Raw genomic sequence first — 26,751 nt, 5'->3', positions numbered from 1 at the left:
CGGCGCGGCCGCGCGGCGCGGGGCCGTCGCGTCCGTGCGGCGCGCACGGGCTACAGCAGGGCGAACTGGCCGCCCGGGCCCTCCTCCTGGTGGTCCAGCACCGAGGCGGGCCGCCGGGACCAGCGCGGCGGCGGCAGCACCCCGGCGGCCGTCAGTTCCCCGGCCGCCAGCAGCGGCCCGGGAGTGAACGCCGCCCGCAGCGGGGCCAGATCGGCCAGCAGTGCCAGGGTCGTGACCAGGGCCGACAGCTCCGAGGTCCAGGACTGCGGCCACTCGGCGGGACCGAACGCCTCCAGCCCCCGCGCCCGCGGATCCCGGTGCGCACCGCGCGCGGCGAACCAGGACTCCAGCACCCGCAAGCCCTGCGCCTCGTACTCCCACGCGCCCGCCGGCACCGGGGAGACCGCACCGTCCCCGAGGGTCAGCGTCTCGCTCTCCGGGCCGTACGCGAGCTCCCGCGGCCAGGCCGTCACCGCCGAGCGGACGTACGGCCGCCGCCCGCCCGGCAGCCGGGGCGGCTCCCCGCCCCGCACCCCGCGCAGCTGTACGGTGAGCAGCCGCTGACCCAGCTCCAGCCCGGCCCGCCACCGCTCCGGGTCCGCCGCGAGCGGGACCTCGTACCCGCGCGGCCCGGGGCGGCCCGCGGCGAGGATCCAGCACAGCACGTCCTCCGGGGTGACCCAGCCGCCGTGGCGCGCCCCCAGCAGCGGCAGCAGGCCCGGCGCGAGATTCGGCTCGGCCCCGCCGGGGCGCCGGTGCAGCGGCCGGATCCGGCCGAGCCGGCCCGCCGGGAGGTGGGCGGTGACCAGCGGTTCCGGCGCCTCCACCACGAACAGCTGCTGCGCGTCGAGAACCCGCCACAGCTCGGGGCGCGCCGAGTCGATGAGCCGCTGGTCGGGCAGCAGCCACTGCTCGTCGAAGGGCGCGCGGAGCACCCGTACGGGATCGGGGAAGGGGCCGGGGGCCTCGGAGAACCGGGCCGTCGCCGAGCGCTGCCCGGGCAGCGCGGCCGCTCCGGCCGCGGGCGTACGGGTCCGGCTCGGGCGGAACAGCAGCTCCCGCTCATGCCCTTCGGCGTGCGTCAGGGCCGTCCAGCGGGCGCGCAGCGTGGCCGGATCGGGCGCGGCCACCCAGTCCCGCCCCAGGCGCAGGCCGCCCACGGACCAGGGCATCAGATCGTCCAGCAGCGGTACGTCTTCGCTCACCCGGCAGATGGTAGCGACGGGGCGCGGGGGCCGGGCCTCGTCCAGGCCGAAGCGTTACGCTCCTTATGTACGCATACGTACCATCCGTACCGACCTAGGAGTCGGCCATGAGTCAGTACGACGAGTATTCGACGCCGTCCCAGGCGGAGGGCGAGCGGCTCGACGAGGACATGGACGAGCAGCAGCGCAAGCAGCGGCAGCACCCCCAGACGATGCGCACCACCCCCTCCCAGGCCGAGGGGGAACGCCTCGGGGAGGAGAAGGGCGAGGAGCGCTAGGACCCGCCCGCCCTCGGGGCCTTCGGGGCACGTGGCCCCTCAGGGTGCGTCGACCGTCACCGTGAAGGAGAATCGGTCGCCCCGGTAGCGGATCCGCGCCACGTCGGCCACCCGCCCGTCCTCGTCGTACGTCACGCCCGTGTAGTGCAGGATCGGGCTCAGCAGCGGGACCTGGAGCAGTTCGGCCGTGACCGGGTCCGCCAGGCGCGCCTCGACGGTGTCGGTGATCCGGCTGATCCGCACCCCGACCACGTCGCGCAGCACCTTCGTCATCGGCCACCGCACCAGGTCGTCCAGGTCCACGGCGTCCGCGAACTCCGGGCGGACCGCGTTCTCCGCCCAGTTCGTGGGCTCACCGCTCTCCCCGTCGTGGCGGAGCCTGCGGTACGTGACCACCTCGGCGGTATCGGGGAAGTGCTCCAGCAGCTCACCGGCCACCGGCGTCCGCTCCCGCCCCAGGATCGTCGTCCGCTCGCCCGACTGCTGGGCCACGATCGCGTCGACCGACCCCAGCAGCCGCACCGGGGGGCTGCGCCGCGCGCCCGGCTCGATGAAGGTGCCGCGCCGCCGGTGCCGGCTGATCAGGCCCTCGCCCTCCAGTTCCTTGAGTGCCTGGCGCATCGTCAGGACGCTCACGCCGTAGTGCTCGGCCAGCTGTTCCTCGGTCGGCAGGCGCAAGGAGGCGTCCGGGGTGCGGCCCAGTATCGAGGCGCGCAGGGACTGGGACACCTGGTACCAGAGGGGCAGTTTCCGGTTCAGGACGAGGGAGTCGGGGGCGAAGGCGATCACGGGTGGTTCTCCGAACGGCGGCAGGCTGGAGTGCAGGCGGCGGGCGTGCGCGCACGGGGCCGTGCGCGCACGCATGCGCATGTTAGGCGCGGAAGTGGCGCTGGAGACCCTCCCAGACGTCGTCGTATCCGCGCTGGAGGTGCTCCGCCCCGGCCGCCTGGGGGGTGGCGGTGATCGGCCAGCGGGTCTCGAACATGAAGGCCAGGCCGTCGTCGATCTTCTGCGGCTTCAGCTCGGCGGCGCTGGCCCGGTCGAAGGTCTCGCGGTCGGGGCCGTGCGCCGACATCATGTTGTGCAGCGAACCGCCGCCGGGCACGAAGCCCTCGGCCTTGGCGTCGTAGGCGCCCTCGATCAGGCCCATGTACTCGCTCATCACGTTGCGGTGGAAGTACGGCGGGCGGAAGGTGTCCTCGCCGACCAGCCAGCGCGGGGCGAAGACCACGAAGTCCACGCCCGCCAGGCCCGGGGTGTCGGAGGGCGAGGTCAGCACGGTGAAGATCGACGGGTCGGGGTGGTCATGGCTGATCGACCCGATGACGTTGAAGCGGCGCAGGTCGTAGACGTACGGGACGTGCGTGCCGTGCCAGGCCACGACGTCGAGCGGGGAGTGGTCGTAGGTCGCGGACCAGAGGTTCCCGCAGAACTTGTTGACCACCTCGGTGGGGCGCTCGACGTCCTCGTACGCGGCCACAGGCGCCCGGAAGTCGCGGGCGGCGGCGAGGCCGTTGGCACCGATCGGGCCCAGGTCGGGGAGGTCGAAGGGCTGCCCGTAGTTCTCGCAGACGTAGCCGCGGGCGGGCGCGCCGCCGCCACCGTCGCCGTCGCCGTCGAGGAGCCCGACGCGGAAACGGACGCCGCGCGGGATCAGGGCCACCTCGCCGGGGCCGACCGAGAGCAGGCCGAGCTCGGTGCGCAGCAGCAGGCCGCCGCGCTCCGGGACGATCAGCAGCTCACCGTCGGAGTCGCTGAACACCCGGTCCCTCATGTCGGCGTTGGCGGCGTAGAGGTGGATGGCCATGCCGGTGCGCTGGGTGGCGTCGCCGTTGCCGCCCAGGGTCCACAGGCCGGCCAGGAAGTCGGTGCCCGGGGCCGGGTCGGGCAACGGGTTCCAGCGCAGCCGGTTGGGGTCCGGGACGGCCTCGGTGAAGGGCGCCGTGCGCAGCGCTCCGTTGCCGACCCGGGTGAAGGCGGGGTGCGCGGCCGAAGGGCGGATCCGGTAGAGCCAGGAGCGGCGGTTGTGGCGGCGCGGCTCGGTGAAGGCGCTGCCGCTGAGCTGCTCGGCGTAGAGGCCGAGCGGGGCGCGCTGGGGCGAGTTGCGGCCGTGGGGGAGTGCGCCCGGCACGGCCTCCGAGCTGTGCTCGTTTCCGAAGCCGGTGAGGTACTCCAGCGCCTCCGCCGTCTTCCTGGCCTGCTCACTCATGGGCTGCTCCCGCTCCGTCGAAGGAATCCTATGCCAGACAGTAGGATTCCGCGCGCCGCTCGTCAACGCTGCCCCGGGGCGCGTGGCCGATTCCCGCCCGGGCCTCCCTCCGGGCGGCGGTGCGGGCGGCGGTGCGGACGGATCCGTGCGGGAGGGGATCCAAAAAGGTGAACATTGCTCTACTCTCACGCGCATGTCGTGGACCCGCAGGTTCCCCGCAGTGCCGGCGGCGCTCCTCGCCGCCCTTCTCGCCCTCCTGTCCCTCTTCGCCGCCGCGCCCGCCGCACTCGCGCACGAAGAGCGCCCCGTCGCCCTGCCCGACGGCACCGGATCCGTCCCCGCCTACCGCGCGGCCGAGCCCGACCTGATCGTCTGCAAGACAGACCGGCCCGCCTTCGAGCGCCGCATCGCCGGATTCCCCGACGGCCTGCGCCGCCGCAACCTCGACCTCTACGAACGCTGCGAGAAGTCCGGCTACCGCCACCTCCAGGCGGCCGTCGACGCCGTCGACCGCCCCGGCATGAACATCGCGGTCCTGCCCGGCCTCTACGAGGAGGAGCCCTCGCTCCCCAAGCCGACGGGCGAGTGCGCCGCCCTCAAGGCCCCGAACTCCGCCCTGGGTTACCAGATCCTGTCCTACGAACAGCAGGCCGGCTGCCCGCACAACCAGAACCTCGTCGCGATCCTCGGCAAGAAGAACCTCCAGATCGAGGGCACCGGCGCCTCGCGCATGGACGTCGTCATCGACGCCAAGTACCAGAAGCTGAACGCGATCCGCGCCGACAAGTCCGACGGCGTCTACTTCCGCAACTTCACCGCCCAGCGCACCACCTTCAACTCGCTGTACGTACTGGCCGGCGACGGCTTCGTCATCGACGACGTACTGACCCGCTGGAACGACGAGTACGGCTTCCTGACCTTCGCCAGCGACCACGGCCTGTACAAGAACTGCGAGTCCTACGGCAACGGAGACTCCGGCATCTACCCCGGCAGCGCCTCCGACATCAACGACGGGCGCGGCTACGACGTGCCCCGGTACTCGATCGAGATCACCGGCTGCCGCAGCCACCACAACATGGTCGGCTACTCCGGCACCGCCGGCGACTCGGTGTGGGTCCACGACAACGAGTTCGACCAGAACATGGGCGGCGCCTCGATGGACAGCGCCTTCCCCGGACACCCCGGCCTCCCGCAGAACCACGCCCGCTTCGAACGCAACCTCATCCACGACAACAACGCCGACTACTACCACCACGTGGCCGACGGCACCTGCGCGAAGCCGCCCGTCGAGCGCGGCTACGAGCAGGGGGTGGTCTGCCCCCAGATCTCGATGCCGCCGGGCACCGGCATCATCACCGCCGGAGGCAACTGGAACCTCTACGAGAACAACTGGGTGTACGGCCACCGGCGGGCCGGCTTCTTCCTCAGCGCGGTGCCGGCCTTCATCCGCGGCGAGGAGAAGTGGTCGAAGCAGACCGACACCTCCCACCACAACCGGTACGCCGGCAACATCCTCGGCAAGGACAGGTCAGGGGCCTCACGGCCCAACGGCACCGACGTGTGGTGGGACGGCCAGGGGCGCGGCAACTGCTGGCAGGACGGCCCCGACGGCTCCACCCCGGGCACCCTGCCGCAGTGCGGGAAGGCGCGCGGCGAGGTCAGCGGCGCCTCCGCCCGGCTGGTGGGCGAACCGGTGAAACTCACCCAGTTGCTGGTCTGCGCGGACTACAACGTCCAGGCCCGCAAACTCCCGGCCGGCTGCGACTGGTACGGGGCCCGCGGCCCGGAACGGGTGGAGACGCAGATCGCGCTGGCGGTGGCGGCCGTCCTGCTGCTGGTCGGCGGGGTGCTGTGGTGGCGCCGGCTGCGCCGCTCCCGGCTGGGCACGGTGGCCTCCCTGCTGGGGGCCGCCGGGCTGGCCCTGGACGTGGCCGGCTCCACGATGCCACTCCAGGACACCTTCGTCCCGGCCCTCGCCCTCCTGCTGCTCGGCCTCTGGTGGACCGGCGCCGGCCTGGCCCTGCGCCCCGGGCGCCCCTGGCTGGCCCGACTGACTCTGCTCCTGGGGGCGCTGACCCTGCTGGACGCCTTCGACAAGGCCGTGCTGATGATCCCCTGGATCCCGCTGAGCCCCGCCTGGATACGGGCGCTGGTGGCGCTGGTGTGGGTCCTGTGGGCAGCCGCCGCCGCAGCCCACCCCACCCCACCCACCCCCTCGACCCCCCAGCCCCCCACCCCCACCCCGTCCCCAGCCCTGACCCCCTGACCGACCCCGAGCCGGGCCCCGGCCTCCACCCCCGAGCCGGGCCCCGGCCCCGGTCCTGTCCCCCGGAGCGGGCCCCGGCCCCGAACCGGCCCCGGCCCTGCCCCCTGCCCCGGCCCTGCCCCCTGCCCCGGGCCGTTCCGGGGCAGGCCCCGACCCCCTGACACGGGCCCCTCCGGGGCGGGCCCCGACCCCACCCCCGACCCGGAGCCCGGCCCGGAGGGGGATCCACCCCACGCCGCCCCGGCCCTCGGCCGACGCCCGCTCCGTACCGCCCGCCGACGCCCGCCCCGACGCCCCGCGCCTCGCTCCGATGCCCGCAACTGACGACCCGCCGAGCCCGCCGCCGACGCCCGGCCCGCCGGCGGAGCGTGGCGGTGCGGGGGCGGGTCCGCGGGGGCGGTGACCGGTCGGCCCGAACCTCCATCGGAGGCCCGAAGTGACCGTTTCCGCACAGGACCGCATCCGGTGCGACGCCTGCCGACCACCCGCCCGCACGGGCCGGCCGCCACGACGCCGCACCCGCACGGCCGCGCTCGTCGCCCTCCTCCTGCTCCTCGCGGGCGGCGCGGCGACCGGCTGCGGGGGCAGGGCCACCACTCACCACAAACCCGGCACCACCCACGAGCAGGCCTCCGGCAGCACGGGCACCCTGCTCGACACCCAGGACGGCGGCGGCCACCGCCTGCGCGAGGTCCCGGCCCGGGGCGCGCCGGGGGTCAAGCTCACCGCCCGCCCCGACTCCGAGGACGGCTGGAACCTCCAACTGGCCGTCACCGACTTCCGCTTCACCCCCGACAGCACCGGTGGCGCCGCCCTCCCGGGCGCCGGCCACGCCCACCTCGAACTCGACGGCCACGCGCTGGCCCGCGTGTACGGCCCCTGGTTCCACCTGCCCGCGGCGCAGGTGTCCGAGGGCGCGCACACCCTGACCGTTCGCCTCTACGCCGACGACCACACGGCCTGGGCCGTCGCCGGCAAACCGGTCGAGGCGTCCGTGTCCCTGACCGCGGGCCCCCCGGGCGAGACGTCCCACAGCCACTCCGCACCCACCCCGGCCGACTCGGCGGCGCCCTCCGGGGCTCCACGGGCCGACCGGACCGTCACCCTCGCCGTCCGCGACGGCAAGGCGGTCCCCGCCACCGGCCGCACCGAGGTCAAGCGCGGCGAACGCGTCGCCCTGCGGGTCACCAGCGACCGGGCCGACACCCTCCACGTCCACGGCTACGACAAGGAACTCGCCCTGCCCGCGGGCCAGGAGGCGACCCTGGTCCTGACGGCCGACCGCACGGGCCTCTTCGAGGTGGAGACCCACGAGTCCGGGCTGGTCCTGACCCAGCTCCTGGTCCGATGACCCCCGGCCTCGGGCCGGCGGCCCCGGGCCGGGCATCAGCGCCCGGGGTGTGGTCCGGTGTCCGGCCCGGACCGGCGGCGGAGCCGGGAGCGGTGGCGGCGTTCGGGCCGGGGCCCGGCCGGAGCGTGGTCCTTCACCCGGCCGACCCTCAGGTCCCGCTCGCGCACGGGATCGGATCCCAGCACGACCTGCCCATCTCCCCCTTCTACGCCTTCGCCGGAGCCTTCACCGCGCTCTTCGTCTCCTTCCTCGCACTCGGCCTCCTCTGGTCGGTCTCCCGCTTCCGCGGCGACCGCTCCGGTCTGGCCCTGCCCGCCGGGTTCCAGCGGGTGGCCGACGCGCCGGCCACCCGCACCACCCTGCGCGGACTCGGCCTCGCCGCAGCCCTCGCCGTACTCCTCCACCTCCTCCTCGGTCCCGACGACCCCGCCCGCAACCCCGCTCCCGGCGCCGTCTACGTCCTGCTCTGGGTCGGACTCGTCCCCGCCTCCCTCCTCCTCGGCCCCGTCTGGCGCCTGCTCAACCCGCTGCGCACCCTGCACCGGCTCCTCCGCCGGATCCGCCGCCGCCCGCCCGGCGAGGGCCGCCCCCTGCCCGCCCGGCTCGGCCAATGGCCCGCCGCCGCAGGTCTGTTCGGCTTCACCTGGCTGGAGCTCGTCGCCCCCGACCCCGCATCCACCACCACCCTCCTCTGTGCCATTGCCGGCTACGCCGCCCTCCACCTGCTGCTCGCCGCCCGCTTCGGCGAGCGGTGGTTCGCCGACGCCGACGCCTTCGAGGCCTACTCCGACCTCCTGGCCCGGCTCTCACCGCTCGGCCGCCGCGGCGACGGCCGCCTGGCCCTGCGCAACCCCTTCCACGGACTCGACGCGACGCCCGAGCGGCCCGGACTCGTCGCCACCGTCTGCGTCCTGCTCGGGTCCACCGCCTACGACGGCTACTCCGACAACCCCGCCTGGATCAACGCCGTTCAGACCTCCCCCCTCGGCCGCACCCCCGCGGCCACCCTCGGACTGCTCGCTTCCATCGCCCTCGTCGCCACCCTCTACTGCCTGTGCGCCGGCGCCACCCGCCTCGTCAGCGGCCCGCACCCCCGCCCGCTGACCGCCTTCGCGCACTCACTCGTGCCGATCGCCCTCGGTTATCTCATCGCCCACTACTTCTCCCTCCTCGTCACCGAAGGACCACGCACGGTAATCATGGCACTCGGCACTGACAATGCCCCGGATCCCAGTCCCCCCTTGGGTCCCGGAGGTCTCGCGGCCCTCCAGGTGATCGCCGTCGTGGCCGGTCACGTACTCGGCGTGATCGCCGCCCACGACCGCTCCGTACGCCTCTTCCCGCCCGCCAGGGCCCTGGCCGGCCAACTCCCGCTGCTCGCGCTGATGGTCACGTACACCCTCGGCGGGCTCACCCTCCTGCTGAACTGAGGGCCGGTCGTCGCGTTCACCCGAACCACACGCCAGGAGCGGCATGATGGACCCCGTGCCTCCCGCCCACCCCCTGCGCCGGACCCCGGTCCAGCAGCGCAGCGCCGACCGTCTTGCCCGGATCCTCGACGCCTGCGCCGAGCTGCTCGACGAGACCGGCTACGAGAACCTCAGCACCCGTGCCGTCGCCCTGCGCGCCGGCGTGCCCATCGGATCCGTCTACCGGTTCTTCGGGAACAAGCGGGCCATGGCCGTCGCCCTCGCCCACCGCAACCTGGACCGGTACGCCGACGGCATCCAGAGGCGCCTCGCCGTCCTGCCGGTCACGGACTGGCGGCCCGTCGTGGACGCCGTCCTCGACGAGTACCTGGCCATGAAGCGCAGCGTCCCGGGCTTCGCCCTCGTCGACTTCGGCGTGCCCGCACCGCCCGCGGAGGGGCCCGCCGCCGACCCGAACCACCTGGTCGCCACACGCCTGACCCGGCTGCTGTGCGGGCATCTCCGGCTCGTCCCCGACGCCGGGCTGGAGCGCGCGGTGCTGGTCGCCGTCGAGGCGACCGACGCGCTCGTCCAGCTGGCCTTCCGGTCCGACCCGGCGGGGGACCCCGCGATCGTCGCCGAGACACGGGCGATGATGCACGCCTACCTGGCACGGGTCCTGGACTGAACGGCCCGGAGCCGACCGGCCGCCGCAACCCCCTCCCCGGCGTGCCTACCGGTCGGTATGCTCGGTGCGCCCGCGTGCCCGCGCCGCCGGGCCGGACCGCCGACGGTCCGTGCCCGTTCCGCGGCCTGCCGCCCCCTGGAGGGCCCATGCCCCGCACCGCCCCGCGCATCTGCCCCCTCTGCGAAGCCACCTGCGGCCTGACCCTGACCATCGAGGGGACCACCGTCACCGGCGCCCGGGGTGACCGCGACGACGTCTTCAGCCGCGGCTTCATCTGCCCCAAGGGCGCCGCCTTCGGAGCGCTCGACGCCGACCCGGACCGGCTGCGCACCCCTCTCGTCCGCCGCGACGGCCGCCTGCGCCGGGCGACCTGGGAGGAGGCCTACGACGCCATCGCCGCAGCCGTCCCCACCCTGGTCCGGGAACACGGAGCGCAGTCCGTGGGCGTCGTCCTCGGCAACCCGAACGTTCACACCATGGCCGGCGCCCTCTACCCGCCGCTGCTCGTGGGCGCCCTGGGCACCCGCAACCTCTTCACCGCCAGCACCCTCGACCAGATGCCCAAACACGTCTCCAGCGGACTGCTGTTCGGTGACCCCTTCGCCATTCCCGTGCCCGACCTCGACCGCACCGACTTCCTGCTCCTGCTCGGCGCCAACCCGGTCGAGTCCAACGGCTCCCTGTGCACCGCCCCCGACTTCCCCGGCCGGCTCAAGGCACTGCGGGCACGTGGCGGCACCCTCGTGGTCGTCGACCCGCGCAGGACGCGCACCGCCCGGCTCGCCGACCGGCACCTCGCACCCCGCCCCGGCAGCGACGCCCTGCTGCTCGCCGCCCTCGCGCACACCCTGCTCGCCGAAGGGCTGTCCGCTCCCGGGGCGTTGGCGCGACACACCGAGGGGCTCGGGGAACTCGCCGTCGCCCTTGGGAGTTTCACTCCTGAGGCGGTGGCCCCCGCCTGCGACCTCACGGCCGTCGAGATCCGTACCCTGGCCCGTGATCTCGCGGCCGCGCCGACCGCCGCCGTCTACGGGCGGATCGGCAGCTGCGCCGTCGAGTTCGGGACGCTCGCCAGCTGGCTGGTCGACGTACTGAACATCCTCACCGGCAACCTCGACCGGCCGGGCGGGGCCCTGTTCCCGCTCCCGGCGACCGGCCCGCGCCCCCGTGCGGCCGGACCCGGCCGGGGGTTCGCGCTCGGCCGCTGGCACAGCCGGGTCTCCGGCCATCCCGAGGCCAAGAGCGAACTGCCCATCGCCGCCCTCGCCGAGGAGATCGAGACCCCGGGTCCGGGGCGGATCCGCGCCCTGATCGCCATCGCCGCCAACCCGGTGCTGTCCGCCCCCGACGGCCGCCGGCTCGACGCGGCCCTGGCCGGGCTGGACTTCATGGTCAGCGTCGACCCGTACCTCAACGAGACCTCCCGCCACGCCCATGTCGTGCTGCCTCCGCCGCCCCCGTCCCAGAGCGCGCACCACGACTTCGCCTTCAACGGCTTCGCCATCCGCAACCAGGTCCGCTACACGCGGCCCGCCGTCCCCCTGGAAGCCGGGCGGCTCGACGAGTGCGAGATCCACGCACGCCTCGTCCTGGCCGTCTCCGGCACGTACGGCGCCGCCGAGCCGTCCGTCGTCGACGAGACGGCGATCCAGGGCGCCCTCGACCGGGAGACCGCGGACCGGAGCTCCCCCCTCCACGGAGCGGCCCCCGCCCGCCTCGCCGAGCTCCTCACGGGCGAGAACGGACCCGAACGGCGGCTCGACCTGATGCTGCGACTCGGCCCGTACGGAGACCTGTTCGGCGCCGCGGGACAGCCGGACGGACAGTCGGACGGGCAGCCGGACGGGTCTCCATACGGGCAGCCGGACCGGTCGGAGGGCGGGCTGAGTCTGGAGCGGCTGCTCGCCCACCCGCACGGAGTGGACCTCGGCCCGCTGCGGCCCCGACTCCCGGGCCTGCTCAAGACCCGCAGCGGCAGGATCGAGCTGCTCCCGGACCCGATCGCGGCCGAGCTCCCCCGACTGCGCGCGGCGCTCACCGGCCGCCCCGCCGCCCTGGTGCTCGTGGGCCGCCGCCACCTGCGGTCCAACAACAGCTGGTTGCACAACGTCCCGGCCCTCACCGGAGGTTCCAACCGCTGCACCCTCCAGGTCCACCCGCGGGACGCGGAGCGGATCGGACTGGCCGACGGAGGGCGGGCCCGGGTCACGGCCGACGGCGGCAGCCTGGAGGTCCCCGTGGAGGTCACCGACGCCGTCCGCGCCGGCGTGGTCAGCCTGCCGCACGGCTGGGGCCACGACCGGGAGGGCACCCGCCTCGCGGTGGCGGCCGCCGAACCGGGAGTGAACGTCAATCAGCTCCTCGACGGCACCCGGCTCGACCCGCTCTCCGGGACGGCGGTGCTCAACGGCTTCCCCGTCGAACTTGCACCCCTGCCCTGAGCTGGGGTTTTGCTCGTATTGCTCACGCGTTGACGTCTTGTTGGCACAAGGAGGCGGCACCTAGGTTCCCTGCATGCTGACCTTCCTCGGCTTCGCCATGATCGCGACCTTCCTGGTCCTGATCATGCTGAAGAAAATGTCGCCCATCGCGGCGCTCGTCCTCATCCCCGCGCTCTTCTGCGTGTTCGCCGGAAAGGGCGCGCACCTGGGGGACTACGTCATCGACGGCGTCGGCAAGCTCGCCCCGACCGCCGCCATGCTGATGTTCGCCATCGTCTACTTCGGCGTGATGATCGACGTCGGCCTCTTCGACCCGATCGTCCGGGGCATCCTGCGCTTCTGCAAGGCCGATCCGATGCGGGTCGTGGTCGGCACGGCCGTGCTGGCCGCGATCGTCTCCCTCGACGGGGACGGTTCGACCACCTTCATGATCACCGTTTCGGCCATGTACCCGCTCTACAAGCGGCTCGGTCTGAGCCTGGTGGTCATGACGGGCGTCGCCGCGACCGCCAACGGCGTGATGAACACCCTCCCCTGGGGCGGCCCCACCGCCCGCGCCGCCACCGCCCTCAAGCTGGACGCGGCCGACATCTTCGTCCCGATGATCCCCGCGCTCGCGGTCGGGCTCCTGTGCGTCTTCATCCTGGCCTACGTCCTGGGCCTGCGCGAGCGCCGCCGCGTCGGCTCCCTGGTGATGCCCGGGGAGGAGGCCGAGGCCGAGGGGGAGTCCCTGGTCGCGGTCGGCTCGGGCGGCAGGACGGACGCGGGCGCGCGGCCGGACGCGAAGGCGGCCGGCGGCGGCTCCGGTTCCGCCCCCGGCTCGGGTTCCGTCTCCGTCGCCGGTTCCGCCCCCGGTCCCGCCTCGGGTACGGGTACGGGTGCCGCCTCCGCCTCCGCCACCGCGCCCGAGGACGACGGCTTCCAGGGGCTCGACCCCGACCGTCCGACGCTGCGCCCGCGCCTCTACTGGTTCAACGCGGGCCTCACCGTCGCCCTGCTCACCGCGATGATCATGGAGCTGCTGCCGATCCCGGTGCTGTTCCTGCTCGGCGCCGCCCTCGCGCTCACCGTGAACTTCCCCCACATGCCGGACCAGAAGGCCCGCATCGCCGCCCATGCCGACAACGTCCTGAACGTCGCCGGCATGGTCTTCGCCGCCGCCGTCTTCACGGGCGTCCTCAGCGGAACGGGCATGGTCAAGCACATGGCCGACTGGCTCGTCGGCGCCATCCCCGAGGGCATGGGCCCGCACATGGCCCTGGTCACCGGCCTGCTCAGCCTGCCACTGACCTACTTCATGTCCAACGACGGCTTCTACTTCGGTGTCCTGCCGGTCCTCGCCGAGGCCGGCGCCGCCCACGGGGTCTCCTCGCTGGAGATCGCCCGCGCCTCCCTGGTCGGCCAGGCCCTGCACATGTCGAGCCCGCTGGTTCCGGCCGTCTACGTCCTCGTCGGCATGGCCAGGGTCGAGTTCGGCGACCACACCCGCTTCACCGTGAAATGGGCGGCCCTCACCTCCCTCGTGGTGCTCGCGGCAGGGATGCTTTTCGGCATCATCTGAGCCGGGCGGCCCCTGGTGCCCCGAAAACTACCGGCGCTAGTTTGTAGGGTGTCGACGACGTCAGCTCTACGCGCTCGTGCGTGCTCGGGAGGAATGCCATGAAGGCCCACGACGGGATGTACATCGGCGGGGAGTGGCGGCCCGCCGCCGGAACAGACTGGATCGAGGTCGTCAACCCGGCCGACGAGCAGGTCATCGCCACCGTCCCGGCCGGGGGCGCCGAGGACGTGGACGCGGCCGTACGCGCGGCCCGCGCGGCCCTCCCCGGCTGGGCGGCCACGCCCCCGGCCGAGCGGGCCGCCCTGATCGGTGCGCTGCGCGACGTCCTGGCGGCCCGCAGGGGCGAGATCGCCGAGACCATCACCGCCGAACTCGGCGCCACCTCCGGCTTCTCGGAGAACGTGCACGTCGGGGCCCCGATCGCGGTGGCCTCCTCCTACGCCGAGCTGGCGGCCGAGTACGCCTTCGAGGAGCGGATCGGGAACTCCACCGTGCTGCTGGAGCCGGTCGGTGTGGTCGGGGCCATCACGCCCTGGAACTATCCCCTGCACCAGGTCGTTGCCAAGGTGGCACCCGCTCTCGCCGCCGGCTGCACCCTCGTCCTCAAGCCGGCCGAGGACACCCCGCTGACCGCACAGCTCTTCGCCGAAGCCGTGCACGAGGCGGGCATCCCGGCCGGAGTCTTCAACCTGGTGACCGGTACCGGCCCGGTCGCCGGGCAGGCGCTGGCCGAGCACGAAGGGGTCGACCTCGTCTCCTTCACCGGCTCGACCGCCGTCGGCAAGAAGATCGGCGCCATCGCCGGCGCCGCGGTCAAGCGCGTCGCCCTCGAACTCGGCGGCAAGTCGGCGAACGTCATCCTGCCCGGCGCCGATCTGCCCAAGGCCGTCGCCGCGGGCGTCGCCGACGTCATGAGCAACTCCGGTCAGAGCTGCAACGCCCTCACCCGCATGCTCGTCCAGCGGGAGCGGTACGAGGAGGCCGTGTCCCTCGCGGCCGCCGCCGTCGCCAAATACCCCACCGGCGACCCCCGCGACCCGGGCACCCGCCTCGGCCCGGTGATCAACGCCAAGCAGCGCGCCCGCGTGCGCGCGTACATCGACAAGGGCGTCGAGGAGGGCGCGCGCCTCGTCGCGGGCGGTTCCGAAGCGCCGCACGAGCACGGGTACTTCGTCGCCCCGACCGTGTTCGCGGACGTCAGCCCCGAGATGACCATCGCCCAGGAGGAGATCTTCGGTCCCGTTCTGGCGATCCTCCCCTACGAGGACGAGGAGGACGCCCTGCGCATCGCCAACGGCACCGTCTACGGCCTCGGCGGCGCCGTCTGGGCCGCGGACGCGGAGACGGCCGTGGCCTTCGCCCGCCGCATGGACACCGGCCAGGTGGACATCAACGGCGGCCGCTTCAACGTGCGCGCGCCCTTCGGCGGCTACAAGCAGTCGGGCGTGGGCCGCGAGCTCGGCCCGCACGGCCTGGGGGAGTACCTCCAGACCAAGTCCCTGCAGTTCTGACCGCGCAGCCCCCGAAGACACGGAGACGAAGACCATGGTCCGCGCCGCCATCCTGCCCGCCGTCGGAGCCCCGCTGGAGATACGGGACATCGTGCTGCCCGAACCCGGCCCCGGGCAGGTCCGGGTGCGGCTCGCCGCAGCCGGGGTCTGTCACTCCGATCTCTCCCTCACCAACGGCACCATGCGGGTGCCCGTCCCCGCCGTCCTCGGCCACGAGGGCGCGGGGACGGTCGTCTCGGTCGGCGAGGGCGTCACCCACGTCGCACCCGGCGACGGCGTGGTGCTCAACTGGGCCCCCTCCTGCGGGGAGTGCCACCACTGCCGGATCGGCGAGGTCTGGCTCTGTGCCAAGGCCCTGACCGGGGTCGGCGCGGTCTACGCCCACGACGCCGAGGGCACCGAGCTGCACCCCGGGCTCAACGTCGCGGCCTTCGCCGAGGAGACCGTCGTCGCGGCGAACTGCGTGCTGCCCGCGCCCGCCGGGATCCCGTTGCCCGAGGCCGCCCTGCTCGGCTGCGCCGTCCTCACCGGGTACGGGGCCGTCCACCACAGCGCCCAGGTCCGCCCCGGCGAGTCGGTGGCCGTGTTCGGGGTCGGCGGGGTCGGCCTGGCCGCCCTCCAGGCGGCCCGGATCGCCGGGGCGGGGACCGTCGTGGCGGTGGACGTCTCCCCGGCGAAGGAGGAACTGGCCCGTGCCGCCGGGGCCACCGACTTCGTGCTCGCCTCCGAGACCACCGCCAAGCAGATCCGCGCGCTCACCGCCGGTCAGGGCGCGGACGTGGCCGTCGAGTGCGTGGGCCGCGCGGAGACCATCCGCGCAGCCTGGGATTCCACCCGCCGGGGCGGGCGCACCACGGTCGTCGGCATCGGCGGCAAGGAGCAGCAGGTCACCTTCCATGCGCTGGAGATCTTCCACTACGCCCGCACCCTCAGCGGCTGTGTCTACGGCAACAGCGATCCGGCCCGGGACCTCCCGGTGATCGCCGACCACGTGCGGGCCGGCCGCCTCGACCTCGGAGCCCTGGTCACCGACCGGATCACCCTCGACGGCATCCCCGCCGCCTTCGACGCGATGCTCGCGGGCAAGGGCGGCCGCTCCCTGGTCGTCTTCTGATCCGGCCGGGCCCGGTCCGACCGGCCGGCCGCACCCCCCCGTGCGGTCGGCCGGGTCGGTCAGGCCCGTGGCTCCCGCAGGGCCTCGTACTGGAGGGACAGGCCGTCCAGCAGGGCCGTCAGGCCCGTCTCGAACGCCCCCTCGTCCACCTCGTGCCTGCGCTCCGCCAGCAGGTGGGCCTGCCCCAGGTGCGGGTAGTCCACCGGGTCGTACGCCGCCTCGTCGTCCACGAACCCCCGGGCGAAGGAGGCCACCGCCGAGCCCAGGATGAAGTAGCGCATCAGGGCGCCGATCCGCGTCGCGTGGGGCGGCGGCCACCCCGCCTCCGTCATCGCCCCGAACACCGCGTCCGCCAGCCGCAGCCCGGCCGGGCGCCGGCCCGGCCCCCGCGCCAGCACCGGCACGATGTTCGGATGGTCCGCCAGAGCGTCCCGGTACGAGTGCGCCCAGGCGTGCAGGGCCTCTCGCCAGTCCCGGCGCGCCCCGCCGTCGCCTTCGAAGCGGCCGGCTCCGTCCTCGCCGCCGCCCGCGTCGAACATCGACAGGTCGACCCGGGCGCTCACCGCGTCCGCCACCGCCTCCAGGATGGCGTCCTTGGTCCGGAAGTGGTTGTACAGCGAGGGCCCGCTGACCCCCAGCGCCGCGGCCAGCCGCCGCGTCGACACCGCCTCCAGCCCCTCCGCGTCCACCAGCGCACCGGCCGCCTCGACGATGCGGTCTCTGCTCAGGAGGGGCTTGCGCGGTCTGGCCATGCGCCACATAGTAGGCCCTGCCAGCCATAAACTACCGGTGCTAGTTAAAGGCCCCGGCATCCGCGACCGCGCCCCGCCCGGAGGCACCCGTGAACCTGGAGCTCAGCGAGGAGCAGGAAGCCGTGCGCCGGCTCGCCCGCGCGTTCACCGAGCGCGAGATCGCCCCGTACGCCGCCGAGTGGGACCGCGCCGAGAGCGTGGACCGGTCCATCGTGAAGAAGCTCGGCGACCTCGGATTCCTCGGCCTCACCGCCCCCGAGGAGTACGGCGGCTCCGGCGGCGACCACGTCTCCTACGCGCTCGTCACCGAGGAACTGGGCCGCGGGGACTCCGCGGTGCGCGGCATCGTCTCCGTCTCCCTCGGCCTGGTCGCCAAGACCGTCGCCGCCTGGGGTACCGAGGCGCAGAAGCGCGACTGGCTGCCCCGGCTGTGCTCCGGCGAGGCCCTCGGCTGCTTCGGCCTGACCGAACCCGGCACCGGCTCCGACGCCGCCGCCCTCACCACCCGGGCCGTGCGCGAGGGGGACGCGTACGTGATCAACGGCAGCAAGATGTTCATCACCAACGGCACCTGGGCCGATGTCGTCCTGCTCTTCGCCCGCACCGGCGGCGCCCCCGGCCATCGCGGGATCTCCGCCTTCCTCGTCCCCGCCGACACCCCGGGCCTGGCCCGCCGGGAGGTGCGCGGGAAGCTGGGCCTGCGCGGTCAGGCCACCGCCGAGCTCGCCCTCGACGGCGTCCGCGTGCCCGCGTCCGCGATGCTCGGTCCCGAGGGCAAGGGCTTCTCCGTCGCCATGTCGGCCCTGGCCAAGGGCCGGATGTCGGTGGCCGCCGGCTGCGTCGGCATCGCGCAGGCCGCGCTGGACGCCGCCGTCTCGTACGCCGCCCGGCGCGAGCAGTTCGGCAAGCCGATCGCCCACCACCAGCTGGTGCAGGAGCTGATCGCCGACATCTCCGTCGACGTGGACGCCGCCCGGCTGCTGACCTGGCGCGTCGCCGACCTCATCGACCGCGGCCGGCCCTTCGCCACCGAGGCCTCCACCGCCAAGCTCTTCGCCTCCGAAGCGGCCGTGCGCGCCGCGGGCAACGCCCTCCAGGTCCACGGCGGCTATGGCTACATCGACGAGTACCCGGCCGGAAAGCTGCTGCGCGACGCCCGCGTGATGACCCTCTACGAGGGCACCAGCCAGATCCAGAAGCTGCTGATCGGCCGCGCCCGCACGGGGGTCTCCGCCTTCTGAGCCGACGGCGGACCCGCCGGAGTCCTGCCTAAGCGCTTGCTCACCCTCCGGTAGGGTGTTCCTTTCACACGGCGAAGAGGGTGAGCGGGCGATGGACAGCGCGGCGGACGGCAGTGGCTACCAGGCGTGGTCGGAGGTCACCCCCGACGCCGCGCGGCGGCTGCTGGTCGCGGCCGTCGAAGCCTTCGCCGAACGCGGCTACCACGCGACCACCACGCGCGACATCGCCGGCCGGGCCGGCATGAGCCCGGCGGCGCTCTACATCCACTACAAGACCAAGGAAGAGCTGCTCCACCGCATCAGCCGGATCGGGCACGACAAGGCGCTGGAGATCCTGGAGACCGCAGCCGCCGGGCCCGGAACGGCCGCCGACCGGCTCGACGCGGCCGTGCGGTCCTTCGTGGGCTGGCACGCCGCGCACCACACCACCGCGCGCGTGGTCCAGTACGAGCTCGACGCGCTCGCGCCCGAGCACCGCGGGGAGATCGTGGCGCTGCGCCGCGAGAGCGACGCCGCGGTGCGCCGCATCATCGCCGAGGGGGTCCGGGCGGGGGAGTTCGACGTCCCCGACGTCCCCGGGACCACCCTCGCCGTGCTCTCCCTGTGCATCGACGTGGCCCGCTGGTTCAGTACCGCCGGGCACCGCACGCCCGACGAGGTCGGCGCGCTCTACGCCGACCTCGTGCTCCGCATGGTGGGCGCCCGGCCGGCCACCGGGCCCGTGGTTCAGAAGTAGTAGCGGGACACCGACTCCGCGACACAGACCGGCTTCGCGCCGCCCTCGCGCTCCACCGTCACCGTCGCCGCGACCTGCACGCCTTCGCCCGCCTCGGTGACCGCCGTGATCACGGCCGTGGCGCGCAGCCGCGAGCCGACCGGCACCGGAGCCGGGAAGCGGACCTTGTCCGTGCCGTAGTTGATGCCCATCCGCATGCCCTCGACGCGCATGATCTGCGGCACCAGGCTGGGCAGCAGCGACAGCGTCAGATAGCCGTGCGCGATCGTGGAGCCGAAGGGGCCCGAGGCGGCCCGCTCCGGGTCCACGTGGATCCACTGGTGGTCGCCGGTCGCGTCCGCGAACAGGTCGATCCGCTTCTGGTCCACCTCCAGCCACCCGCTCGGGCCGAGCACGTCACCGATCCCGGCGCGCAGTTCCTCGGCGGAGGTGAAGATCCTCGGTTCGGCCATGCCCTGCCCCTGTCGTCGGCTGTCACGTCGTCCGCTGTCGCGCAACTAATAAGCGTTTGCTCAGCATGCTGGGGCCCGCATGCGTCTGTCAACGGATCTCCGACTAGGCTCGGCCGCGTGCCGCAGATTCCCGAGAACGTCCACGAACTCACGGTCGGCCAGCTCTCCGCGCGCAGCGGGGCAGCCGTCTCCGCACTGCATTTCTACGAGACCAAAGGGCTGATCAGCAGCCGCCGTACCTCCGGCAACCAACGCCGCTACACGCGCGAGGCGCTGCGCCGGGTGGCCTTCGTACGCGCCGCGCAGCGCGTGGGCATCCCACTGGCCGACATCCGCGTCGCGCTGGTCGAACTGCCGGAGGGGCGCACCCCCACCCCCGAGGACTGGGCGCGGCTGTCGGAGAACTGGCGCGCCGAGCTCGACGAGCGGATCCGGCAACTCAGCGATCTGCGCGACCGGTTGTCGGACTGCATCGGCTGCGGCTGCCTCTCGCTGAAGAAGTGCGCCCTGTCCAACCCGGACGACGTCTTCGGCGCCCGCCTCACCGGATCCCGGCTGTCGCAGTAGCCGCGTCCCGCAGCTCCCGGGCGGCGGCCACCAGTTCGGCATTGGAGCGCGCCGCCCGCCCGTCGGGCAGGTGCAGGACGTCCCCTACGCCGGTCCGCGCGCCGGCACCGCACCGCGCGGCCATCCGCAGCACCGGCCAGGCGGCCGCGTCCCGCCCGTACAGCAGGACCGGCACCGGCGGCAGCCAGCGCAGCGCCGCCACCAGCGCCGGGTCGGCCTCGGCCAGCTCCACCACCAGCCGCACCCGGCCGTGGTCCGGCGGGGCCCACTCCAGGAACCGGGCCAGCGGCTCCGGCCCGGCCCCGCCGCCCAGCGGGACCAGGGCGTCCACCGCCACCCCGCGCGCCAGCAGGGCCCGGCCCAGCGCGCCGGCGCCCGGCTCCGCGAACCGCACCTGGGCCCGGTCGGGCAGCACCGTCCAGGACCGCACCCGCTCCAGCCGCCCGGCGGGATCGGGCTCGGCGTCGACGGCGGCCGGAACCGAGAGGGGTACGCGGACCCCCGCGCCGCGCATCTCCTCCAGCAACGGACCGACCACCCGGGGCGAGAGGCTCTCCCGCCCGCACGGGGCCCTCGGGTGCACCAGTACCTCCCCGGCCCCGGCGGCGACGGCCTCCACCGCCGACTCCGTCAGATCCCGCGGGGTCATCGGCACCGCACCCCCGTCGCCGGCGCCGCGCGATCCGTTGACCGCCACCTGGAGCACCGCCCCCGGCCCCCCGTCCCCGCCCCGACCGCCGTCCCCGCCCGGCCCGCTCACGCCGCGCCCGCCGGGGCCGGGAGCACCACCGCCGGGTGCGCCAGGACCGCGTCCGCGAGCGCCGGTCTCGGCACCACGATCCCGCAGCCCCCGCACACCGGCCCGTCCCACGCCCACGCCCCGGCCCACGCCCCGTGGGCCGTCAGCGCCGCCGACCAGCGCAACTCCCGCTCCCCGCACACCGGGCAGGCCGTCCCGGGCTCCGATTCCAGCGCCTTCACCAGCCGGCGCAGCACCTCACCGAGCGTCCCCTCCGGCCGCACCCCCGGATCGACGCACCGCACCACGGCGTCCCCGCTGCCGCCCCAGGCCCACTCCGGCCGGCGCACCCCGTCGTGCTTCTCACGTCTACGGCGCGCCGCGAACTGCCGCTCGTACTCCAGCCAGACCGCCCGGGCCTCTTCCAGCTCCTCCAGCGCCGCGACCAGGCGCAGCGGATCCGCGCCCCGGTCCTCGGGGGCGATCCCGTGCCGGTCGCACAGGTGCCACCATGTCGCCCGGTGCCCGTAGGGCGCGAACCGTTCCAGGCAGCGGCGCAGCGAATGGCGCCGCAGGGCCCGGTCGTTGCGCGCATCGCGCACCTGGTAGGCCAGACTCCGAAAACCCGCCATCGCACCTTCACCTCCGCCGCCGTGCCCCCGCCCACACCTGTGTTCGCGCTACCCCGTCGAACGAAGCGGCGCGCCCTGACGTGCCCAACATGCCCTGCCGGATGTGGGCGCATGCGGGGGCGGTCGAGGCGTGCGGGTGGCACATGGCCGGAACTCAGCGCCCCATGCGCCCCGCGCCGACCACGATCCGGGCCAGCTCCTCGTGGCAGATGTCGCTGTGCGCCCCCGACGGCGGACCGCCGCGCCGCACCACGGAGCCCGCGTCCACGCTGACGCAACCGGACGCCGGCAGCCCGTCGCGCAGGGCCGCCTCCAGGCAGATCCGCTGTGCGCCCGGCACCGCCTGCACCCCGTCGTGCCCGACCGCGCCCCACCGCTCGTCGAAACCCAGCAGACCGGCCGAATCTCCCGCCATCCGGGACGCCAGGGGGTAGAACAGCCCGAGGGCACTGTCGTGGGAGGAGTGGCAGGCCACCACGGGGCCGTCGACCCTGCGCTGGAGCCCCCGCAGGGCGCCGCCGCGGCGCGGGTCGTGGGGGAGACGGTCGCTGAAGGCGTAGTGGGAGAAGGCTCCCTGGAGCAGGGTCAGCGACTTCAGGTGCCGCGCCCCGTCCGGTACGGCGCGCAGGGAGAAGGACACCACCCGCGCCCCGAAGCTGTGGCCTATCAGGTGGACGCGCAGGGCCGGGCGTCTGCCCGCCAGGTCCGCCAGTACCGGCCCGAGCCCGTGCTCGCCGACGACCCCGGCGCGGTTCTTCATCTCGTAGTACGTCGCCTGGCGCAGCAGCTCCTTGGCCCCGCCCCACAGGGCGCGCATCCCGTCGCCGGGGGCCAGGCGCGGGCCGTCGACGGCGTCCGCCCCGGAGGCGGCCAGGGCGTCGGCCAGTTCCCGGCAGGCCTCCATCACGTCCCGCGCGAAGAGCGCCGGTACCCCGCGGGCGCCGCCCGGATCCGCCGCGGCCGTGGGACCGCCCGCGGTGCCGGCACCGGGCCGGTCGACATTGGCGAGTTCCCGTACCAGGGCCCCGAACTCGGTGAAGGCGGCCTCCGACTCCGGCCTTCCGTCCAGCAGTTCGGCGACCCGGTCGAGCTCCGCCCGCCGGCCCGGCCAGAACGCCCCGAGCGCCCGCCGCGTGTCGGCGTCCAGGCCGGTGGCGGTGGCGGGCGAGGTGCCGGTGGTGGCGGGCGGCATGCCGGTGGCGGTGTCCGGGGCGGCGAGGGCGGGCCGCGGGTCGAAGTCCGGTATCGGCTCGTCGGAGAAGCGGATCGAGGGCCAGACCACCCCCACGTAGCCGAGCCGCACGCCCGTTCCCACCAGCCCCGGGAAGGGGGCGAAGAAGCGGTCGAAGAGCCGGGTCGCGGTGGTCCGGTCGCTGTTCCAGCCGTGCGCGAACACCAGCAGGTCCGTGGCCTCGATCCGGGCCACCGCCGCCCGCGTCGCCGGATCCACGTCCCCCTGGGCGTCGAAGGTCAGCTCCCGGTAGGGCCCGACGCCCACCCCGGTCGTGGTCGTGGCCGCCGTCGTGGCTCCGGCCCGGGCTCCGGTTGCGAATGCGGCTCCGCTGTCCGTCATGACGTCCCCCTCCGTACCGTGCCGTGCCTGCGGTGCACGCAGCATCCCGCCGCGGGCGCCCGTCGGCCAGACCCGCGGCAGCACGGGATCCGTCCGGCCCGGGGGGGTGGGGTCAGGGGTAGAGGAGGTACCTCTCCCGGACCGCCGCGAACCGGGCCAGCCCCGCCGCCCAGTCGCCCGCGATCTCCTCCACCCCCGCCCCCGCGTCCACCAGCGTCCGTACCCGGTCCGAGCCGGTCAGCCGGTCGATCCAGTGGTCCGCGCGCCAGCCGAAGCCGCTCCACGCCCGTCGCGCGGTGACCAGCAGGCCGATCCCCGCCCGCACCGGGTCGAAGGCATCGCGGTCGTGCACGATCAGCCGGACCCCGCCGCAGAGCTTTCCGGCGTGCTTCGAGAAGGAGGGGGTGAACCAGGTCTCCCGGAACCAGACGCCGGGCAGCCCCAGCGCGTTCGCCGCCTCCGCCCACCGCCGGTCCACACCCTCCGCGCCGACCACCTCGAAGGGGGTGGTCGTGCCCCGGCCCTCGGAGAGCGTGGTCCCCTCGAACAGGCAGGTCCCCGCGTAGGCCAGAGCGGTGTCGGGGGTGGGCATGTTCGGGCTCGACGGCACCCACGGCAGCCCGGTGGAACCGTAGAAGGACGCGCGATGCCAGCCCGTCATGGCCACCGTCCGCAGCCGGACCGGACGGGCGCGCAGGAACTCGCCGTTGAAGAGCAGGGCCAGCTCGGCCGCCGTCATCCCGTGCGCGAGAGCGATCGGCTCGCGGCCCACGAAGCTGGCGTACGGCCGCTCCAGCACCGGGCCGGCCGCCCGGCGCCCGCCCACCGGGTTGGGGCGGTCCAGCACCACCACGGCCTTGCCGGCCAGGGCGGCCGCGCGCATGCAGTCGTAGAGGGTCCAGACGTAGGTGTAGAAGCGGGCGCCGACGTCCTGGATGTCGAAGACGACCGTGTCGATCCCCGCGGCCGTGAAGAGGTCCGCCAGGCGCTGCCCGCTCGTGTCGTACGTGTCGTACACGGGCAGGCCCGTCGCCGGATCCCGGCCGGTCCCCTCCGCGCCGCCCGCCTGGGCCGATCCGCGGAAGCCGTGCTCCGGCCCGAACACCGCGACCAGGTCCACCCGCGGGTCGGCGTGCAGGACGTCGACCAGGTGGCGGGCGTCGGAGGTGATCCCGGTCGGGTTGGTGACGATGCCGACGCGCTGTCCGGCGAGCTCCGCGTACCCGTCGGCGGCGAGCCGTTCGCATCCGGTGAGCACCCGTCCCGGCGCGGGGGCGCCCGCCGTGGCCACCGCGCCCGCCGTGTTCGAGGTGCCCGCCGCGGCGGCGCGGGCCGCCGGACCGGCTCCCGCGACGGCCCCCGCGGTCCCCATGGCCCCCGCCAGTCCCAGTACCCCGCGTCGTGACAGCGTCATTCGGACACGCTAGGGCCCGACCCCCTTCCGTCCTCACATACCGACTGGTTAGTCTGCCCGGGATCCGGCAGGCCGTGGCGAAAGGTGATCCCCGTGAACGCGTACCAGGACCAGCGAGTCGTCGTCACCGGCGCGGGCGGCGGCATCGGCGCGGCCCTCGCCCGCCGCTTCGCCGCCGAGGGGGCCACCGTCGTCGTCAACGACCTCGACCCCGCGAAGGCCGCCTCGGTCGCGGAGGGGATCGGCCCCCGGGCCGTCGCGGTCCCCGGAGACGCCTCGACCGTCGTCGAGGCGGCCCGCGAGGCCCTCGGCGGCAGGGTCGACGTCTACTGCGCCAACGCCGGACTTGCCTCGGGCGGGGACGTCTTCGCGGACGAGGCCGTGTGGGAGGCGGCCTGGGACACCAACGTCATGGCGCACGTACGGGCCGCCCGGACCCTGCTGCCGCAGTGGCTGGAGCGGGGCGGCGGCCGCTTCGTGTCCACCGTCTCCGCCGCGGGGCTGCTGACCATGATCGGGGCGGCGCCGTACAGTGTCAGCAAGCACGGTGCCCTCGCCTTCGCGGAATGGCTCTCGCTGACCTACCGCCACCGGGGCGTCCGGGTCCACGCCATCTGCCCGCAGGGCGTGCGCACCGACATGCTGACCGCCGCGGGCTCGGCGGGCGAACTCGTCCTGGCGCCGACCGCCATCGAGCCGGACGCGGTCGCTGACGCACTGTTCGACGGCATGGAGAAGGGCCGCTTCTTGATCCTCCCGCACCCCGAGGTGGCGGACTACCACGCCGCCCGCGCGAACGACCCGGACCGGTGGCTGGGGGCCATGAACCACCTCCAGCAGAAGTGGGAGTCCTCGTGACGCCCGCCCGCACACCCGGGGCGGACGCCGTGGCCCCGGCCGGCTCCGCGTACGCCGCGCGGCCGTGGCTGGGCCGGCTCAGCGCGGCGCAGCTGGCGCCGGTCAGCCCGCCGCCCACCGTGCTCCACGCCTTCCGGGCCGCCGTGGCGCGCGCCCCCGGGCGCACGGCCCTCGCGTACTTCGACGGGCGCGTCGGCTACGCCGAGGCCGACGCCCTGTCCGACTCCCTCGCCGGGTACCTTGCCGCGCGGGGGGTCCGGCGCGGCGACCGGATCGCCGTCATGCTCCAGAACACCCCGCACTTCGTGCTCGCCGTGCTGGCCGCCTGGAAGGCCGGGGCGGTGGTCGTCCCGCTGAACCCGATGTACAAGTCCGCCGAGGCCGGGCACGTCCTGCGCGACTCGGGCGCCGTCGCGCTGGTCTGCGAGGCCCGCGCCTGGACGGCGTACCTGCGCGGGACCGCGCACGAGGCCGGGGTCCGGATCGCCCTCACCACCGACGAGCGCGACTTCCAGACCCGCGACGACGCCCGCCTCTTCCCGCCGCCCTCCCCCTCCCAGGCTCCGGAGCGGGACCGGGAGCAGGGGCGGCTCCCGGGCGGGCCGCAGGACCTGGTGGCCGTGGCGCGGCAGGGGCACCCCGCGCCGGACGGGCCCGATCCGGTCGCCGACGACCTCGCGCTCCTCGGCTACACCTCCGGCACCTCGGGCACCCCCAAGGGCGCCATGAACCCGCACGGGGCGCTGACCTACAACGCCACCCGCCAGGTCACCGGCCACCCCGTCGCCGAAGGCGCCGGTTACTTCGCCCTCGCGCCGCTCTTCCACATCACCGGCCTCGTCTGCGAGCTCGCCGCCTGCTTCGTCAACGCCGGCACCCTCGTCCTCGCCCGCCGCTTCGACGCGGGCGCCGTCCTCGACGCCTTCCTCGAACACCGCCCGGCCTACACCATCGGACCGGCCACCGCCTTCACGGCCCTGGCCGCCCACCCCGAGGCCACCGCCGAGCACTTCGCCTCGTTCCAGGTGGTCTCCTCGGGAGGCGCCCCGCTCCCGCCCGCCCTCGTCGAACGCCTGCGCGCCTCCTTCGGCTTCTACCTCCGCAACGGCTACGGCCTCACCGAGTGCACCGCCCCCTGCGCCTCGGTCCCCGCCCACCGCGAGGCCCCCGTCGACCCCCGCTCCGGCACCCTCTCGGTCGGCCTGCCAGGCGCGCAGACCCTCGTACGGATCCTCGACGAGCGGGGCGCCGAGGTCCCCCTCGGCGAGACCGGCGAGATCGCCGTCCGCGGCCCCCAGGTCGTGCCGGGCTACTGGGGGCTCCCGGACGAGACCGCCGCGGCGTTCCCGGACGGGGAACTGCGCACCGGGGACGTCGGCTTCATGGACCCCGACGGCTGGCTCTACGTCGTCGACCGCAAGAAGGACATGATCAACGCCTCCGGGTTCAAGGTCTGGCCGAGGGAGGTGGAGGACGTCCTCTACACCCACCCCGCCGTCCGCGAGGCGGCCGTCGTCGGCGTCCCCGACGCCTACCGCGGCGAGAGCGTGAAGGCGTACGTGAGCCTGCGGCCCGGAGCCACCGCCGACCCCGCGCAGCTGTCCGCGTACTGCGCCGAGCGGCTCGCCGCGTACAAGTACCCGCGCGAGGTCGAGATCCTGCCTGTTCTTCCTCAGACCACCAGTGGCAAGATCCTGCGACGGGAACTGCGCGAGCGCGGCTGAAAATCGTCGGACGGTCGTACGGCGCAGGAC

At 74.5% G+C, this 26,751-nt stretch carries 23 protein-coding genes; 14 read left to right on the top strand and 9 right to left on the bottom strand.

Annotated elements, in window-relative coordinates:
- Nucleotides 1-50 precede the first annotated feature (50 nt).
- Nucleotides 51-1,172 carry a type ISP restriction/modification enzyme gene (locus tag ACEPPI_RS15295; protein ID WP_373915766.1) on the bottom strand — a complete coding sequence of 374 codons (1,122 nt, stop codon included), beginning with the start codon at nucleotides 1,170-1,172 and terminating at the stop codon, nucleotides 51-53.
- 140 nt (nucleotides 1,173-1,312) lie between these two features.
- Here ACEPPI_RS15295 and ACEPPI_RS15290 point away from each other — a divergent pair, with 140 nt between their 5' ends.
- A complete protein-coding gene (locus tag ACEPPI_RS15290; RefSeq protein ID WP_167456804.1) occupies nucleotides 1,313-1,483 on the top strand; it encodes a hypothetical protein in 171 nt (56 codons plus the stop codon).
- A 39-nt stretch (nucleotides 1,484-1,522) separates the two neighbouring features.
- Here the strand turns inward: ACEPPI_RS15290 and ACEPPI_RS15285 are convergent, their stop codons facing one another.
- Both ACEPPI_RS15285 and hmgA read right to left on the bottom strand, forming a co-directional pair.
- Nucleotides 1,523-2,272, bottom strand: coding sequence for a GntR family transcriptional regulator (locus ACEPPI_RS15285; protein WP_373915765.1), 750 nt, complete (start codon nucleotides 2,270-2,272; stop codon nucleotides 1,523-1,525).
- Between the two features lie 82 nt (nucleotides 2,273-2,354).
- The gene (gene hmgA, locus ACEPPI_RS15280) at nucleotides 2,355-3,692 is read right to left on the bottom strand and encodes a homogentisate 1,2-dioxygenase (RefSeq protein ID WP_373915761.1); all 1,338 of its coding nucleotides are present in this window, start codon (nucleotides 3,690-3,692) and stop codon (nucleotides 2,355-2,357) included.
- A gap of 193 nt (nucleotides 3,693-3,885) precedes the next feature.
- Here hmgA and ACEPPI_RS15275 point away from each other — a divergent pair, with 193 nt between their 5' ends.
- The 8 genes from ACEPPI_RS15275 to ACEPPI_RS15240 all read left to right on the top strand — a co-directional run bounded on the left by ACEPPI_RS15275 (nucleotide 3,886) and on the right by ACEPPI_RS15240 (nucleotide 16,033).
- A complete protein-coding gene (locus ACEPPI_RS15275; protein ID WP_373915760.1) occupies nucleotides 3,886-5,958 on the top strand; it encodes a right-handed parallel beta-helix repeat-containing protein in 2,073 nt (690 codons plus the stop codon).
- Between the two features lie 547 nt (nucleotides 5,959-6,505).
- Nucleotides 6,506-7,309, top strand: coding sequence for a hypothetical protein (locus ACEPPI_RS15270; protein ID WP_373915764.1), 804 nt, complete (start codon nucleotides 6,506-6,508; stop codon nucleotides 7,307-7,309).
- 125 nt (nucleotides 7,310-7,434) lie between these two features.
- Nucleotides 7,435-8,739, top strand: coding sequence for a hypothetical protein (locus tag ACEPPI_RS15265; RefSeq protein WP_373915759.1), 1,305 nt, complete (start codon nucleotides 7,435-7,437; stop codon nucleotides 8,737-8,739).
- Nucleotides 8,740-8,785: 46 nt separating this feature from the next.
- Nucleotides 8,786-9,406 (top strand): TetR family transcriptional regulator, encoded by a 621-nt coding sequence (locus ACEPPI_RS15260; protein ID WP_373915763.1) that lies wholly within the window; start codon nucleotides 8,786-8,788, stop codon nucleotides 9,404-9,406.
- Nucleotides 9,407-9,552: 146 nt separating this feature from the next.
- Nucleotides 9,553-11,847 carry a molybdopterin oxidoreductase family protein gene (locus ACEPPI_RS15255; protein ID WP_373915758.1) on the top strand — a complete coding sequence of 765 codons (2,295 nt, stop codon included), beginning with the start codon at nucleotides 9,553-9,555 and terminating at the stop codon, nucleotides 11,845-11,847.
- Between the two features lie 73 nt (nucleotides 11,848-11,920).
- Nucleotides 11,921-13,408, top strand: coding sequence for a CitMHS family transporter (locus ACEPPI_RS15250; RefSeq protein WP_373915757.1), 1,488 nt, complete (start codon nucleotides 11,921-11,923; stop codon nucleotides 13,406-13,408).
- A gap of 98 nt (nucleotides 13,409-13,506) precedes the next feature.
- Entirely contained in the window at nucleotides 13,507-14,919 is a 1,413-nt protein-coding gene (locus tag ACEPPI_RS15245) for an aldehyde dehydrogenase family protein (protein WP_373915756.1), read from the top strand.
- 34 nt (nucleotides 14,920-14,953) lie between these two features.
- Nucleotides 14,954-16,033: a Zn-dependent alcohol dehydrogenase gene (locus ACEPPI_RS15240; RefSeq protein ID WP_373915755.1), complete on the top strand. Its 1,080-nt coding sequence runs from the start codon at nucleotides 14,954-14,956 to the stop codon at nucleotides 16,031-16,033.
- A gap of 59 nt (nucleotides 16,034-16,092) precedes the next feature.
- Here the strand turns inward: ACEPPI_RS15240 and ACEPPI_RS15235 are convergent, their stop codons facing one another.
- Nucleotides 16,093-16,785 (bottom strand): TetR/AcrR family transcriptional regulator, encoded by a 693-nt coding sequence (locus ACEPPI_RS15235; RefSeq protein ID WP_373915754.1) that lies wholly within the window; start codon nucleotides 16,783-16,785, stop codon nucleotides 16,093-16,095.
- An 89-nt stretch (nucleotides 16,786-16,874) separates the two neighbouring features.
- Between ACEPPI_RS15235 and ACEPPI_RS15230 the strand changes: the two genes are divergently transcribed.
- Together ACEPPI_RS15230 and ACEPPI_RS15225 are read left to right on the top strand one after the other, a co-directional pair.
- Nucleotides 16,875-18,026 (top strand): acyl-CoA dehydrogenase family protein, encoded by a 1,152-nt coding sequence (locus ACEPPI_RS15230; RefSeq protein ID WP_373915753.1) that lies wholly within the window; start codon nucleotides 16,875-16,877, stop codon nucleotides 18,024-18,026.
- Between the two features lie 91 nt (nucleotides 18,027-18,117).
- Entirely contained in the window at nucleotides 18,118-18,762 is a 645-nt protein-coding gene (locus ACEPPI_RS15225; RefSeq protein ID WP_373915762.1) for a TetR/AcrR family transcriptional regulator, read from the top strand.
- On the opposite strand, the gene ACEPPI_RS15220 is transcribed toward ACEPPI_RS15225, so the two are convergent.
- Nucleotides 18,753-19,214: a MaoC family dehydratase gene (locus ACEPPI_RS15220; RefSeq protein WP_266838238.1), complete on the bottom strand. Its 462-nt coding sequence runs from the start codon at nucleotides 19,212-19,214 to the stop codon at nucleotides 18,753-18,755. The two genes, ACEPPI_RS15225 and ACEPPI_RS15220, sit on opposite strands and share 10 nt — an antisense overlap.
- Before the next feature lie 117 nt (nucleotides 19,215-19,331).
- On the opposite strand from ACEPPI_RS15220, the gene soxR reads away from it, so the two are divergent.
- Entirely contained in the window at nucleotides 19,332-19,781 is a 450-nt protein-coding gene (gene soxR, locus ACEPPI_RS15215; RefSeq protein WP_373915752.1) for a redox-sensitive transcriptional activator SoxR, read from the top strand.
- Here soxR and ACEPPI_RS15210 read toward each other — a convergent pair.
- The 4 genes from ACEPPI_RS15210 to ACEPPI_RS15195 form a co-directional block, all read right to left on the bottom strand.
- Entirely contained in the window at nucleotides 19,756-20,478 is a 723-nt protein-coding gene (locus tag ACEPPI_RS15210; protein ID WP_373915751.1) for a 3-keto-5-aminohexanoate cleavage protein, read from the bottom strand. The two genes, soxR and ACEPPI_RS15210, sit on opposite strands and share 26 nt — an antisense overlap.
- A 59-nt stretch (nucleotides 20,479-20,537) precedes the next feature.
- Entirely contained in the window at nucleotides 20,538-21,152 is a 615-nt protein-coding gene (locus ACEPPI_RS15205; protein WP_373915750.1) for a hypothetical protein, read from the bottom strand.
- A 154-nt stretch (nucleotides 21,153-21,306) separates the two neighbouring features.
- Nucleotides 21,307-22,725, bottom strand: a complete 1,419-nt coding sequence (locus ACEPPI_RS15200) for a serine-threonine protein kinase (RefSeq protein WP_373915749.1) — start codon at nucleotides 22,723-22,725, stop codon at nucleotides 21,307-21,309.
- A gap of 112 nt (nucleotides 22,726-22,837) precedes the next feature.
- A complete protein-coding gene (locus ACEPPI_RS15195; RefSeq protein WP_373915748.1) occupies nucleotides 22,838-24,139 on the bottom strand; it encodes an exo-beta-N-acetylmuramidase NamZ domain-containing protein in 1,302 nt (433 codons plus the stop codon).
- Between the two features lie 84 nt (nucleotides 24,140-24,223).
- Here ACEPPI_RS15195 and ACEPPI_RS15190 point away from each other — a divergent pair, with 84 nt between their 5' ends.
- Complete coding sequence (locus tag ACEPPI_RS15190) at nucleotides 24,224-24,997, top strand: SDR family oxidoreductase (RefSeq protein ID WP_373915747.1); 774 nt, start codon at nucleotides 24,224-24,226, stop codon at nucleotides 24,995-24,997.
- The gene (locus tag ACEPPI_RS15185; protein ID WP_373915746.1) at nucleotides 24,994-26,721 is read left to right on the top strand and encodes a class I adenylate-forming enzyme family protein; all 1,728 of its coding nucleotides are present in this window, start codon (nucleotides 24,994-24,996) and stop codon (nucleotides 26,719-26,721) included. The genes ACEPPI_RS15190 and ACEPPI_RS15185 overlap by 4 nt, the downstream gene beginning before the upstream one ends.
- Nucleotides 26,722-26,751: the final 30 nt, after the last annotated feature.

It is taken from the genome of Streptomyces sp. AB3(2024) (assembly GCF_041862025.1).
Taxonomy (GTDB): Bacteria; Actinomycetota; Actinomycetes; order Streptomycetales; family Streptomycetaceae; genus Streptomyces.
The sequence above is the reverse complement of the archived record's forward strand: the minus strand, read 5'-3'. Positions and strand labels throughout refer to the sequence as shown.